We start from the raw sequence: 13,948 nt of genomic DNA on the forward strand, positions 1-13,948 counted from the left end.
AGCACGCGCCGCGCACTGCCATTGATTTACATCAATCGCGCCCGGATTTTCCAGCACTAATCTGAACCTGACCTCCTTTGCAAAACCCTCGTTCGTGCATTTCCAGACCATGTGCTGAATCCGGAGGTCCAAGCAGCTCTGCCATGGAACAGAACTACTGAGGCTAGGCATTTTTTGTCGGTTCTATCTGTCATGCGCGTTGCCTGTACGTCCCCCCTCCTCCCCGGCCAGACCTGCCATCGCTCCGCCTTGCGCGCGCGCCTTGGCCTGGACACCGTCCCTATTCAGCCTCTGATCGGAACCGCTTCGGTTCCCTGATCGCCCGGCTCTTCCACGCACACCCAAGGCTCCCGTTTGAAAAAGCGGGAGCCTAGACATCGCTGCGCCTCCAGCATCCGCCCCTTTTTATTGTTGTAACCACAGCAATAAACAGGCTTATGCTAAATGCCTGCCCTTGCCCGGGATTAGACCCGCCGGCAACTTCAATTGGCAGGCATTACGCGCAGACGATCACTTCACTGAATTTCTTTTGATTAAGTGAGTAGAGAAGATGCAGCCCTTGTCACCAATTGACGTCCGCTTGTCATTCAAGCTTTCCAGCGCATTCCTGATCGCGTTGGGCGCTTTCCCCGCCTATTCCCAGACCATCGATGGCGGTTCGGTGGTCACCGTTCCGGGGTCGCAGAGCTCGCCCTGGAACCTGGGCGCCAGCTCCCTGACGGTAGGCAACACCAGTACCGGGACATTGCAGATCGGCGCGACCGGCGTGGTGTCCAACGGCTCCGGCTTTGTTGGCCGGCAGGTCGGCAGCACCGGCCATGTAACCGTGAGCGGCGCCGGGGCGCAATGGACCAACAGTTCGGGCCTGTCCGTGGGATTCTCGGGCACGGGCACGCTGGGCGTTTCGAATGGCGGCATTGTAAGAAGCACCACCAACACCTATGTGGGCGTGGCGGCTGGCGGCACCGGCACCGTGACGGTCAGCGGCTTGGGATCGCAGCTGAACAGCACCGGTTTCATGCGCGTCGGCCAGACCGGCAACGGCACGTTGCAGATCAGCGACAGCGCGGTCGTGAGCAATGGGCTGGCCTACGTCGGCTATGACTCGGGCAGCGTGGGTCTGGTGACGATCAGCGGCGCGGGAACGCAGTGGAACAGCAGCGCCGAACTTACTGTGGGCTTTTCCGGCAACGGCCGGGTCAACGTCACCAATGGCGGCGCGGTTGCCAGCACGAATGGCACCATCGGCGCCGGCGCGAATTCGACGGGCGCGGTCACGGTCGACGGCACCGGCTCCTCTTGGACCAACTCCGGCGTCCTCACCGTGGGCAATTCCGGCTCCGGCGCGTTGACCATTTCGAACAACGCCACCGTCAGCGCAGCCAGTGCGCGCGCAGGCGTGGCGGCCGGCTCGCAGGGCGTCATCAATATCGGCGCGGCCGCGCTATCCGCCGCAGCGGCCCCCGGGACGCTGACGTTGACGGGTCCCAGCCCCAATCTGACGCTGGGTGCCACCGGCGGGCTGGTGTTCAACCACACCAATACCAGTGGCTATCTGTTTGTCCCCGGCATCACGGGCGCGGGCAAGCTCAGCACCTACAGCGGCACCACGATCCTGACCGCCAACAACAACTACACGGGCGGCACCACGATAGCCGGCGGCACGCTGCAGTTGGGCAATGGCGGCACCAGCGGCGCCATCGTGGGCAACGTGAGCAACAACGGGGCCTTGACCTTCAACCGCAGCGATAGCGTCACCTTCGCGGGCCTGGTCTCGGGCAGCGGCGTGGTCAATCAGAACGGCACGGGCGCCACGATACTGACGGCCAACAATACCTATACCGGCGGCACCGCCATCTCGGCGGGCACTTTGCAATTGGGCAATGGCGGCGCCACCGGCGCCATCGTCGGCAACGTGGTCAACAACGGGGCGCTGGTATTCAACCGCTCCAATACCCTTGCGCTCGGCGGCCAGATTTCCGGCAGCGGCTCGGTCAGCCAGATCGGCGCCGGCACCACGGTGCTGACGGGCAACAACACGTACACGGGCGGCACCACGATTTCGGCGGGCACGCTGCAACTGGGCAATGGCGGCACCTCGGGGGCAATCGTCGGCGACGTAGCCAACAACGGCATGCTGGCCTTCAACCGCTCCGATAGCGTCACGTTCACGGGCCTGGTATCGGGCGGCGGCGCAGTCAACCAGATCGGTACAGGCACCACGATCCTGACGGCGAACAATACCTACACCGGCGGCACCACGATTTCCGCGGGCACGCTGCAGCTGGGCAATGGCGGCGCCACGGGCGCCATCGTGGGCAACGTGCTCGACAACGGCGCGCTGACCTTCAATCGATCCGATGTAGTGACCTTCGCCGGCCAGGTATCCGGCAGCGGCGTGGTCAACCAGATCGGCGCCGGCACCACGATCCTGACCGCAGACAACACCTATACCGGCGGCACCACGATTTCGGTGGGCACGCTGCAGTTGGGCAGTGGCGGCACGTCGGGTGCCATCCTGGGCAATGTGATCGACAACGGCGCGCTGACCTTCAACCGCTCCGATGTCCAAACCTTCGCGGGCCAGATCTCCGGCAGCGGCGTGGTCAACCAGATCGGCGCCGGGACCACGATCCTGACCGCAGACAACACCTATGCCGGCGGCACCACGATTTCGGCGGGCGCGTTGCAGCTAGGCAATGGCGGCACTTCGGGGTCCATCCTGGGCAATGTGGCGAACGACGGCTTGCTGGCCTTCAACCGCTCCGACACCATGACGCTTGCCGGCCAGATCTCCGGCAGCGGCGCGGTCAACCAGATCGGCACCGGCACCACCGTGTTGACGGGCAACAACAGCTACACGGGCGGGACGACAATCGCCGCAGGCACCCTGCAACTGGGCGACGGCGGCACCTCTGGCGCCATTGTGGGCGATGTGGCGAACAACGGGACGCTTGCGTTCAATCGTTCCGACGTCCAGACATTCCCGGGCCTGATCTCCGGTAGCGGCACGGTCAACCAGATCGGCGCCGGCACCACGATCCTAACGGCCAACAACACCTACACCGGCGGTACCACGATTTCTGCGGGCACGCTGCAGCTGGGCAATGGCGGTACTACGGGCGCCATCCTGGGCGACGTGACGAACCATGGCGCGTTGAATTTCAACCGGTCCGATGTCCAGACCTTCCCTGGCCTGATTTCTGGCAGCGGCGTGGTCAACCAGATCGGCTCGGGCACCACGATACTGACAGCAGACAACACCTACACGGGCGGCACCACGATTTCAGCAGGCACGCTGCAGTTGGGCGACGGCGGCACCTCTGGAGCCATCCTGGGCGATGTGGCGAACAATGGCGCGCTGACGTTCAAGCGCTCCGACGTCCAGACATTCCCGGGCCTGATCTCCGGGAGCGGCACGGTCAACCAGATCGGCGCCGGCACCACGATTCTGACGGCCGACAACACCTACACGGGCGGCACCACGATTTCGGCAGGCACGCTGCAGCTAGGCAATGGCGGCACCTCCGGCGGCATCCTGGGCAATGTCGCCAACAACGGCGCACTGAGCTTCAACCGTTCCGACAGTGTGACGTTCGCGGGCCTGATCTCCGGCAGCGGCACGGTCAATCAGAACGGCAGCGGCACCACGATCCTGACGGCCCAGAACACCTATGGCGGCCCGACCAACATCAATAACGGCGTGCTGCGCGCCGGCGCGGTCTCCACGCTCAGCCCGAACTCGGCCGTGAACGTGACGGCGGCTGGCACGCTCGATCTCAATGGCTACAGCCAGACCACGGCCGGCGTGACCAACGCCGGACTCATCAACATGGGCAGCGGCACTGCGCCCGGCACCACGCTGACGACTCCGAACTACGTCGGCCAGGGCGGCAGGATCGCCATGAACACCTTGTTGGGCGGCGACGGTTCGCCGTCGGACCGGCTCGTGATCAATGGCGGGACCGCTTCCGGCTCGTCGTCGCTGATCGTCGCCAATGCCGGCGGCGCGGGCGCAGTGACCACCGGCAATGGCATCCTGCTGGTCGATGCCGTCAATGGCGGCACGACTGCCGCCAGCGCGTTCACGCTGGGCAATGCCGGCGGCTATGTTGCCGCGGGCCCCTACGCCTATACGCTGCAACGCTCCAGCGTGGATGGCAGCGGGCTACAGAACTGGTACCTGCGTTCGACGGTGGACTGCGCCGCCGCGCCCAGCAATCCCGCCTGCAAGGACCCGGAGCCCCCGGTGCCGCCGAATCCGCCCGTGCCGCCGAATCCGCCCGTGCCGCCGATTCCGCCCAATCCGCCCGCGCCCGTTCCGCCCGCGCCGCCCAACTACCGGCCTGAAGTCTCCACCGCCGTGGCGACGCCGGAGCTGGCCTTGCGCTACGGCGCGACCTTCCTGGACTCGCTGCATGAGCGCATCGGCGAGGCGCGCTACGCCCTGCCCTCCACCCCGGCCGGCGGCAATTCCCTGGCCTGGGGCCGCGTCATCGGCGTGACCGGCGAACGCAACGGCAGCAACTCGGGCATCCTGGGCTCCAGAGGCCCGGACTACGACTACAAGATCTATGGCCTGCAATCCGGCGTGGATCTCTACCGCCGCGCCAACGCCAACGGCAGCATGGACCACGCAGGCGCCTACGTCGCCTTCGGACGCGCCACGGCCGACGTCGACCACCTCGACGGCCGCTCCGCCGGCCAGGCGGCCATGAATGGCGTGACGCTGGGCGGCTACTGGACGCATATCGGCAAGGAAGGCTGGTACGTCGATGCCGTGATCCAAGGCACGCGCTACGACGTCGACAACGGCCGTTCCCCGGCCGGCTATAACCTGGACACGCGCGGCTTCGGCTTCGCGACCTCTTTGGAAAGCGGCTATCCGTTCCGCCTGAACGACGAGTGGGTCATTGAACCCCAGGCGCAACTGGTTTTCCAGAACGTCAATCTCAACGACGCCAACGACGGCGCCGCCAAGATCCGCTTCAACGACGTCGACAGCCTGAGGGGCCGCCTGGGCGTGCGCCTGGCGCGCACCGTGGAGCTGGATCCGGGACCGGACGGCAAGCGGGTCGCTACCACCTGGCTGCGCGCCAGCCTGGTCAATGAGTTCCTGACCAACCCGACCACGGAATTCTCTTCTCAGAATGGCTATGTGCCGTTCCGTGCAGACATGAAGGGCACGTCGGTGCAACTGAATCTGGGCGCGGACGTGGGCGTCAAGCGCAACGTCTCGGTGTACGGCAGCGTGGGCTCGGAGATCAGCCTGCGGGGCGACGGGCAGAGCTTCAACGGCAAGCTCGGCGTGAAGATCGCCTTCTGACGCGCAAGCCCGCGGATCGGGCCGCCCGGCCCGATCCGTCTGGCGCTATCGATCAGCGGAACCGCAAATGCCGCCGCTGCAATTCCGCGACGGTCCGGCATCCCATCAGCTTCATCGCGCGCTCGATCTCGACCCGCATCAGTTCCAGCGCGCGCTCCACCCCCGGCCGACCCGCAGCCGCCAGCGGGAACAAATAGTAGCGGCCCAGGCCCACTGCCTTGGCGCCCAGCGCCAGCGCCTTGAGCACGTGGGTGCCACGCTGCACGCCGCCGTCCATCATCACGTCGATGCGGTCGCCGACCGCATCGACGATCTCGGCGAGCTGGTCGAAGGCGCTGCGCGAGCCGTCCAATTGGCGGCCGCCGTGGTTGGACAGCACGATGCCGGTGCAGCCGATGTCGGCCGCGCGCCTGGCGTCTTCCACCGACATCACGCCTTTCAGGCAGAACTGTCCGCCCCATTCCTGCACCATGGCGGCGACGTCGTCCCAGGTCATGGCCGGGTCCAGCATGTCGGTGAAATAGCGGCTGATGGACATGGCGCCCCCGCCCATGTCGACGTGGGTGTCCAGTTGCGGCAGCCGGAAGCGTTCATGGGTAAGGTAGTTGAGCGCCCACGCCGGCTTGGCCGCGAACTGCGCGATGCCGGCAAGGTTCAGCCTGAACGGAATGGCGAAGCCCGTGCGCTTGTCGCGTTCGCGGTTGCCGCCGGTGATGCTGTCCACGGTCAGCATCATGACCTGCACGCCGGCCTCCTTGGCGCGGGCCATCATCTCGCGGTTCAGGCCGCGGTCCTTGTGGAAGTAGAACTGGTAGACCTGGGGGCCGCCGCTGATCTTGCGGGCTTCTTCCAGGCTGACGGTGCCCAGCGAGGACACGCCGAACATGGTGCCGAACTTGCCCGCGGCGGCGGCCACGGCGCGTTCGCCATCGTGATGGAACAGGCGCTGCAAGGCTGTCGGCGAGCAATAGACCGGCAGCGCCAATTTCTGGCCCATGACGGTCACCGACATGTCCACGTCGGACACGCCGCGCAGCACGTCAGGCAGCAGGTCGCAGGATTCGAAGGCCGCGGTGTTGCGTCGGTAGGTGGTTTCATCGTCGGCGGCGCCGTCGATGTAATTGAAGATGGGGCCCGGCAGCCGCTGGCGGGCCATGCGGCGAAAGTCGTGGAAGTTCTGGCACTGGTTCAGACGCATGGGTAGACCCTTATCGACACTACACGTACGGACAGCCTGAGCCCCCGGATGGAGCGGGGGGAATTGTAGACCGACAGCTGCATTTACCAAGGCGTCGGCGGAAGCCCGGTCGCAGATCGTGTTAAATGCGGTCTTTCGCAATACGAACGGAACTGCCCCGCAATGCCCCATCCCCTCCTCAATCCGGCCGCCTGGGCCGCGGCTGCCGTCCTGGCGCTGCCCGCCGCAACCGCCTCGGCGCAGCAGAACCTGGAGCGGGCCACCTCGCTGGCCCAGATCCACGCCATCATGGAGTATTGCAAGGTGCTGACCCCCGAACTGCTGGAGATACTGAAGAAACGGCAGCAGTCCTCCGCCCGCGAGTCCGGCGTGTCGTCCCTGGTGTTCGACGCGGAGTATCTGCGCGCCTACACCAAGGCGCGCAAGGACATGGCGGAATTCGGAGAGGAAGAGAAGGAGCTGACCTGCCAACCCATGCGGGCCATGGCCGGCAAGGAGTGAGCGCGGCATCCAAGACGGCTGCGCGGCAGCTTGAAACAGGAACCCGGCAAGCGTAGTCTGACACCGCTGATTCTCCCCCCACTCGATAGCCAGGAGCGATTCATGGCGCAGAAAGAACGACATAAGGGCCGCTTGATCGATCACATCGGGCTGGTCGTGCGCGACCTGTCCGCCAGCAAGGCGTTCTATACCGCGGTCTGCAATGCGCTGAAGATTCCCATCGGCGGCTCCGACGACAAGAACTTCTGGGCGGACGAGCTGTTCATCTCCGCGCCCGGCAGCGCCGAGGTACAGGGCGAACTGACCGGCCGCATACACCTGGCCTTCCAGGCGGAAGACCAGGCCATGGTGGATGCCTTCTACCGGGCGGCGATGGCGCACGGCGGCCGGGATAACGGCCCGCCGGGCGAGCGTCTTGCCTACCATCCCGGCTACTACGCGGCATTCGTGCTGGATCCGGACGGCAACAACATCGAAGCCGTCTCCCGCACGCGGGCCGAGCGCAGCGCTGCCTCGGTGCGGATCACCTACTGATCATGCCTTTATCGCCCGGGGCCGGATGTCATGCCGCGCCCCGTGGCGCCTGGATCATCTTCCAGCCATTGCCTGCCGGATCGCGGAAGCCCGCGTCCACGCTGCCGTAGCGTTCGATGGGTTCCTGCGTGAATTCGACGCCCTGCGCCTGCAGCCGGGCATAGCTTTCCCGGCAGTCGGCCACATGCAGCACCAGAGGCGGCATCGCGCCTTTGGCGACCATGGCGCGCAAGGTCTGCGCGGTGGCCTCGTCGTGGATGGGCGGACCGGGCGCGAACAAGCCCAGCTGAAACGAGGGCTGATCCGGATGCTGCACCGTCAGCCACCGGTACGGTCCGTTGCGCACGTCCGTATGGACGCGGAATCCGAGCTTGTCGACGTAGAACGCCAGCGCCGCGTCCTGATCGTCCACGTACACGCCCGCCACATTGATGCCTAAGTTCATAAGACCTCCTGGGTTGATGGCGGAAATTTACCGTCGGCCTCGCGGCGCCGCTTCTCCAAAACAGCGATATTGAGATCGGGGCGCTGCGCGGCCTTCACGACGCAGGCGGGCATCCGGTCCAGCGGCTGCATGTCGGTCCGCGCCTGCGCGCGCATGGCGCTGGGACTCAGCCCCGTGACGTCGCGGAAGATGCGGCTGTAGGTGCCGAGGCTTTCCCAGCCCGTGGCGTAGGCGATTTCCGTGACGCTCTGCTCCGTGTCCCGCAGCAGGGCCACGCTTTGCTCGATGCGTCGCGTCAGCAGGTAGCGATGCGGCGGCAGGCCGAAGGCGCGTTTGAAGGAATGCGCGAAGTGCGCCTTGGAAATGCCGCTGACCTCGGCCAGGCGTTCCACCGGCCAGGCCTCGTGCGAGGCGGCGTCCATGCGGTCCTTGACCCGCAACAGGCGCCGCAGCAGGGCCGGATCCTGCAATGGCCCCTGACTCGCCGCCGCTTGCCGCAGCAGCGTACCCAGCTTCAGCAGGGCCTCTTCTTCCACGGCGCTATAGCCCACCACCACGCCCGGCGGCAAGTCCACCTTGCGGCAGAAATCCGCGACCGGCTGCATGCCCACGCCCGCCGTCCGCGCCGCCGCCACGGCCTGCGCCATGTCCCAGCCGGGCGGCAGCCACCACAGCAGATGAAAGCCGGCGTGCTCGCCGCTGATGCGCAGTTCGTCGCTGCCCACCGCCTGCCGCAATGCGCGCAACGCGGCGTCGCGCCTGCGCGCGTACACGCCGCGCGCCTTGCGCACGTGGCGCGCGAAACTGCCGTCCTGCAGGAACGCCGCCAGCGTCATCTGTTCGATGATGCTGGGCGAGCGCCCTGCCCGGCGCCGCGCCTGCACGAAAGCGGGCGCCAGTTCCCTGGGCACCACGGCGTAGCCGATGCGCAGCGCATTGAACAGGGTCTTGTTGAAACTGCCGCAATGAATGACGCGGTCGGCCGTGTCCAGACTTTTCAAGGCGGCCAGCGGCGCGCCGTCATAGCTGAATTCGCTGTCGTAGTCGTCTTCGACGATCCAGCAGTCGCTCTGCGCGGCCCAGTCCAACAGTTCCAGGCGGCGCGACACGGACATGGTCGAACCGGTGGGAGACTGGTGCGCCGGGGTGACGTGAACGAGCTTCACGCCGCGCTGAAGCTTGGCTTGCTCCACGGGAAAGCCTTCCGCGTCGATCGCCAGCGGCACGATGTGCCGCGTGTACTGGCCGAAGATGGGCTCGGCGTTGAGGTAGCCGGGATCCTCGATCAGCACCCGGTCCTGCGGCCGTAGCAGCAGATGGCCACAGAGATCCAGGCCGTCCCGGATGCCGCTCAGGACGATGACCTGATCCGGGTCGCAACTGATGCCGCGGGCCGCGCCCAGGTAGCGGGCGATCTGCTCGCGCAACGGGCGCCAGCCTTGCGGCTCGTCATTGGCAAGCTGGGCCGGCGTGACGCGCCGGGCGCTAGCCATCAGCCCCTTGCGCCAGCGTTCCATGGGAAAGAGCGCGGCGTCGGCGCTGCGGGAAAAGAACATGGAATTGGGCTGCGGCGGCGCGAAGAGCGTGGCCATGTGCGACGCGGGCCGGGCCGCGTCGGCGGCTGGCTCGGGTGGCGCCGCGTTGGGTGCTGGCGCGGATTGAGTCGCGTTGGGTACTGGCGCGGGTGGCGCCGCCCTCGCTTGCGCTGCGGTCAGCGGCGCGCGCGCCTTGCGCGTCGCGGCCTGCTCGCCCGGCAGCCCCTCGCGAAAGAAATTGTCCGGAATCACCGCCGCCACATAGGTGCCCGAGCCGACCGTGCCCGCGGTATAGCCTTCGCTGCGCAGTTGGTCGTAGGCGGCCTCGACCGTGGAGCGCGCAATATGCCAGCGTCCGGCCAGGCTGCGCGTGGACGGCAGACGCGCGCCGGAGGGCAACGCGCCCTTCAAGATGCGTTCGCGGATCTCGCGGTAGACCCAGGTCTGCTTGGATTCCCCTGGGCGCGCGGCATCCATCGGCAGGTCCAGGCTGGCTTCCTGGCGCTTCGCACCAGGCCTGGCGGAAAGTGGCTTGCTCATATTGAAGGAAATGGCTCTATTTCATGTAGCCATTCTATCGGTAGATTGGCTGCCTGAGCCTCATATGGGGCAATTTTCCTGGAACCAGCCATGACCACCTCTGCGCCCTGCCACACCATCAGCCTGGAGACCGGCCCCTTCGTCACGGACGGCAAGACCTCGATTCTGGAAGCGGCGCTGGCCCAGGACATACCCGTACCCTTCTCCTGTCAGCGCGGGGCCTGCGGCTCGTGCCGCGCCGTAATCGTGGACGGCAGCTACGAACGCATCGCCCCACCCACGGACGGCAGCTACCAGACCGCCAGCGACGAACTGCTGATGTGCCAGTGCCGCGCGGCCAGCGACCTGACGCTGCGGTTCCCCCACTGGAGCGCCCCCGAGCAGCCCCTGCCGCCGCGCCGCGCCAGCGTGGTGTCGCGCCTGCCGCTGGCCCCGGACGTGACTCAACTGATCGTCGAACTGCAGGACGGGGAGGACTACGGCTACCTGCCCGGCCAGCATGCCCGGATAGTCCTGGAGGGCGGCGCCCGCCGCAACTTCTCGATCGCGAACGCGCCCGGCGCGGCCGGGCCAGCCCGGCTGGAATTCCACATCCGCCGCATGCCTGGCGGCGCCTTCACCAACGGCGTCCTGCCCGGGCTCCAGCCCGGCGACACGCTGATCCTGGAGGCAGCCCAAGGTGACTGCACCTGGCCCGCCGATGAACCTGAAGGCATGGATCACCTGGTGCTGCTGGCCACCGGCACGGGCTACGCGGGCGTGGCGCCCATCCTCATGGCCGCGCTGCAAAGCCGCGCGCTGAAGACGGTGACGCTCTACTGGGGCGGGCGGACGCCGGACGATTGCTATGCCGGCCAGATGCTGAACGCCTTGCAGGGCAAAGGCAACGGGTTCCAGTGGCATGCGGTGCTGTCCAAGGCCCAGGACGGCCAGGATGCCGATGCGGCCGATGACGCGCAGCATCGCCATGCCGGCCGGCACGTGCAGGACGCAGCCGTGGCGGCCGGCCATGACTGGTCCCGCAGCCTGGTTTACGCCTGTGGCAATCCGGCGATGGTGAGCGCGGCCCGTGAACGGCTGCTGGCGGCCGGCCTGCCCGCAGACCGGTATCGCGCCGAAGCCTTCCACCCGGCGGCCGGCGGCGCGGCCGGCATCGCGCCACAGCCTGAAGCGCATCCCTGGGAGCGCATCAGCCCGCGCTACACGCTGGCCGGCATCCTGGACGCGCGCCGGCGTTCCATGCAGGCGGTGGAAGAAATCGCCGCGCTGATGCAGCCCGGCATGACCACGCGCGAGGCCATCGCCGTGGCGGACGGCCACCTGCGCCAGATGGGCGCGTCCAACAACTGGCATCCGACCTATGTGCGCTTCGGCCCGGACACGCAATCGCCGCCCGTCCAGCCCACCGACTACGACCGCAAGCTGCAGGAGCACGACATCTTTGTGCTGGACATCGGGCCCGTGTGGGACGGTCATGAAGGCGACTACGGCGACACCTTCGTGCTGGGCGCGGACGCCGACCGCCAGCGCTGCGCCGAGGCCGCGCGCGAGGTGTTCAGGCGCGCCCGCCTGGCGTGGCTGGAAGGCCTGACGGGCGCTGCCCTCTACGACCGGGCCTCAGAATATGCGCGCGAGCTGGGCTGCGAGCTGGTGCGGGAAATTCCCGGACACCGGGTATCCGACTTCCCGCATGCGCTGTACGGCAAGCACCTGCTGGCGCAGGCGGACTTCGTGCCCGCCGACGGCATCTGGGTGCTGGAGATTCAGGTGCGCGATGCGCAGCGACCCATCGGCGCGTTCTACGAGGACGTACTGCTGCGCTAGCGCGGCGGCTGCCCCGCGCGCGGGTGCGACTGTCCGCCCGCCGCGCCGGCCCTAGCCCCGCTGGCTCAACGCCCGGCTGATCCGGTGCTTAGCCACCGTGGTCTTCGGCACGTTGAACGGGAACCAGCTGCGCACGTCCTCGTCCAGTCCGATGCCGTGCATGTAGTTGTAGATGGCCTTTTTCAATGCCTTGCCGAGAGCGTCGTGGTCCACGCCCGTGGGGTCATGGAAGCCGACGTCGTTCTTGGCGAAAGTGACCGGCGGCAAGGGCTTCAGAGTGACGCCGTATTCCTCGGGGTTCTTGCCCACCGGCGAATGCACCGTACAGGCAAAGCGGTGGAAAAAACCGCTCTGGATGCAGCCGTTGTCGAACAGCTGCCGCACGTATTCCAGCGCGTCCACGGTGTCCTGCACGGTCTGCGTGGGAAAGCCGTACATCAGGTAGGCGTGCACCAGGATGCCGGCGTCGGTGAAGGCGCGCGTGACCCGCGCCACTTGCTCCACCGAGACGCCTTTCTTCATCAGGTTCAGCAGGCGGTCCGAGGCGACCTCCAGGCCGCCCGATACGGCGATGCAGCCGCTATCCGCCAGCAGTTCGCAGAGTTCGGGGCTGAAGGTCTTTTCGAAGCGGATGTTGCCCCACCACGAGATGCCGGTGTTGCGGGCAATCAGTTCGGTCGCCAGCGCCTTGAGCGACTTGGGCGGCGCGGCCTCGTCGACGAAATGGAAACCGGTCTGCCCGGTTTCGCGCACGATAGCCTCGATGCGGTCCGCCAGCACCTCGGCGGACGCGCCTTCGTAGCGGCCGATATAGTCCAGGCTGACGTCGCAGAAGCTGCATTTCTTCCAATAACAGCCATGCGCCACCGTCAGCTTGTTCCAGCGCCCGTCGCTCCATAGCCGGTTCATGGGATTCAGCATGTCCAGCAGCGACAGGTAGCGGTCCAGCGGCAGGCCGTCCCAGGTCGGCGTGCCCACTTCGGCGAAGGCGATGTCGGGCTCGACCATGTTCACATAGCGCACCGCGCCCGTGTCGGCCTCCCGCAGGAAGGTGCGCACCAAGCGCTGGCGCGAACGCTTGCCCTGCACGTGCTCCAGCAGCGACAGCAAGGGGCGTTCGCCCGCGTCCAGGGTCACATAGTCGAAATAGTCGAAGACCCGCGGATCCTTCAGCTCGCGCAATTCGGTGTTGACGAAGCCGCCGCCCAGCACGGTGATGATGGAAGGATCATGCGCCTTGATGGTCTGGGCGATGCGGAAGGCGGCGTAAACGGCGCCCGGGAACGGCACGGACAGCAGCACCATCGTGGGCGTGTGGCGGGCCAGCGCCTCCGCGGTCAGGCTGCGCAGCATGTCGTCCACCAGCGTCGGCGCGGCCGCCAGCGCCTGGGCCAAGGGGTCGAACGTGGGCTGGCTGCCCGCCAGCGATTCGGCGTAGCGCACGAACTCGAAGCGCGAGTCCACCGCGTCCCGCAGCACGTCGGCCAGGTCGTTCAGATACAGGGTCGCCAGGTGCTTGGCGCGGTCATGCAGGCCCAGCGCGCCGAAAGCCCAGCCCAGCGGATCGCCGCCCTCTTCGTCCAGGTACACGTCCAGCGAACTGAAGCGCGGCCCCTCGGGCAGGAAATTGCGGCCGACGATGCGGTGCGCCAGCGTCGAATCGCGGCCCTGCAGGAAGGCGATCACGGGCGCGATGGTCGCCAGGTAACGCGCCTCCTGTTCCACGAAGGCCTGGACCGCGGGGCTGCGCTTGTTCGCCGGCAAGGCGGCGACGCGTTCCGCCACGGCGCGCAGGCCGTCGGCCGACAGCAGGCGCAGCACCAGGGCCAGCGCCAGGTCTTCCTGGAACGAGGTCACGCCGCGCGACCGCAGAAAGCCGGTCAGGTAGGCGGTGGACGGATACGGGGTATTGAGCTGCGTCATCGGCGGGATGACCGACAGCACGCGTAAAGGCAAAGAGGACATGAAGCACGGCAAGACTGCCGTCGAAGCGGGGATCGGAGCCATTATAGGCAGCGCGGCGGAACCGGCCCCGCCGCCCGGAC

Annotated in this window: 8 protein-coding genes; 4 read left to right on the forward strand and 4 right to left on the reverse strand. The window is 66.9% G+C overall.

From position 1 onward, the window contains the following. Positions 1 to 580: 580 nt before the first annotated feature. Positions 581 to 5,326 (forward strand): autotransporter-associated beta strand repeat-containing protein, encoded by a 4,746-nt coding sequence (locus tag IPU70_RS00825; RefSeq protein ID WP_207464222.1) that lies wholly within the window; start codon positions 581 to 583, stop codon positions 5,324 to 5,326. Between the two features lie 52 nt (positions 5,327 to 5,378). Here IPU70_RS00825 and IPU70_RS00830 read toward each other — a convergent pair whose 3' ends face one another. Further along, complete coding sequence (locus IPU70_RS00830) at positions 5,379 to 6,524, reverse strand: alpha-hydroxy acid oxidase (RefSeq protein ID WP_207464223.1); 1,146 nt, start codon at positions 6,522 to 6,524, stop codon at positions 5,379 to 5,381. A 162-nt stretch (positions 6,525 to 6,686) separates the two neighbouring features. Here IPU70_RS00830 and IPU70_RS00835 point away from each other — a divergent pair, with 162 nt between their 5' ends. Both IPU70_RS00835 and IPU70_RS00840 read left to right on the forward strand, forming a co-directional pair. Continuing rightward, complete coding sequence (locus tag IPU70_RS00835; RefSeq protein WP_207464224.1) at positions 6,687 to 7,025, forward strand: hypothetical protein; 339 nt, start codon at positions 6,687 to 6,689, stop codon at positions 7,023 to 7,025. Between the two features lie 102 nt (positions 7,026 to 7,127). Continuing rightward, positions 7,128 to 7,559, forward strand: a complete 432-nt coding sequence (locus IPU70_RS00840; protein WP_207464225.1) for a VOC family protein — start codon at positions 7,128 to 7,130, stop codon at positions 7,557 to 7,559. A 28-nt stretch (positions 7,560 to 7,587) separates the two neighbouring features. Here IPU70_RS00840 and IPU70_RS00845 read toward each other — a convergent pair whose 3' ends face one another. Together IPU70_RS00845 and IPU70_RS00850 are read right to left on the reverse strand one after the other, a co-directional pair. Continuing rightward, the gene (locus tag IPU70_RS00845) at positions 7,588 to 8,004 is read right to left on the reverse strand and encodes a VOC family protein (protein WP_013394442.1); all 417 of its coding nucleotides are present in this window, start codon (positions 8,002 to 8,004) and stop codon (positions 7,588 to 7,590) included. Next, entirely contained in the window at positions 8,001 to 10,079 is a 2,079-nt protein-coding gene (locus IPU70_RS00850) for an aminotransferase class I/II-fold pyridoxal phosphate-dependent enzyme (protein ID WP_207464226.1), read from the reverse strand. The genes IPU70_RS00845 and IPU70_RS00850 overlap by 4 nt, the downstream gene beginning before the upstream one ends. Before the next feature lie 90 nt (positions 10,080 to 10,169). Between IPU70_RS00850 and IPU70_RS00855 the strand changes: the two genes are divergently transcribed. Further along, positions 10,170 to 11,903: an NAD(P)H dependent flavin oxidoreductase family protein gene (locus tag IPU70_RS00855; protein WP_207464227.1), complete on the forward strand. Its 1,734-nt coding sequence runs from the start codon at positions 10,170 to 10,172 to the stop codon at positions 11,901 to 11,903. Between the two features lie 51 nt (positions 11,904 to 11,954). On the opposite strand, the gene IPU70_RS00860 is transcribed toward IPU70_RS00855, so the two are convergent. Beyond that, on the reverse strand, positions 11,955 to 13,868 hold the full coding sequence (locus IPU70_RS00860) for a radical SAM protein (RefSeq protein ID WP_207464228.1): 1,914 nt from the start codon (positions 13,866 to 13,868) through the stop codon (positions 11,955 to 11,957). Between the last annotated feature and the right edge of the window lie 80 nt (positions 13,869 to 13,948).

The sequence above is a fragment of the Achromobacter sp. SD115 genome, assembly GCF_017355315.1.
Lineage (GTDB): Bacteria > Pseudomonadota > Gammaproteobacteria > Burkholderiales > Burkholderiaceae_B > Achromobacter > Achromobacter xylosoxidans_B.

Excerpts from the sequence above, each read along its gene's own strand:
- IPU70_RS00850 (WP_207464226.1), bottom strand. The coding sequence starts at position 10,079 with ATGAGCAAGCCACTTTCCGCCAGGCCTGGTGCGAAGCGCCAGGAAGCC.
- IPU70_RS00845 (WP_013394442.1), bottom strand. The coding sequence starts at position 8,004 with ATGAACTTAGGCATCAATGTGGCGGGCGTGTACGTGGACGATCAGGAC.
- IPU70_RS00840 (WP_207464225.1), top strand. The coding sequence starts at position 7,128 with ATGGCGCAGAAAGAACGACATAAGGGCCGCTTGATCGATCACATCGGG.
- IPU70_RS00830 (WP_207464223.1), bottom strand. The coding sequence starts at position 6,524 with ATGCGTCTGAACCAGTGCCAGAACTTCCACGACTTTCGCCGCATGGCC.
- IPU70_RS00835 (WP_207464224.1), top strand. The coding sequence starts at position 6,687 with ATGCCCCATCCCCTCCTCAATCCGGCCGCCTGGGCCGCGGCTGCCGTC.
- IPU70_RS00860 (WP_207464228.1), bottom strand. The coding sequence starts at position 13,868 with ATGTCCTCTTTGCCTTTACGCGTGCTGTCGGTCATCCCGCCGATGACG.
- IPU70_RS00855 (WP_207464227.1), top strand. The coding sequence starts at position 10,170 with ATGACCACCTCTGCGCCCTGCCACACCATCAGCCTGGAGACCGGCCCC.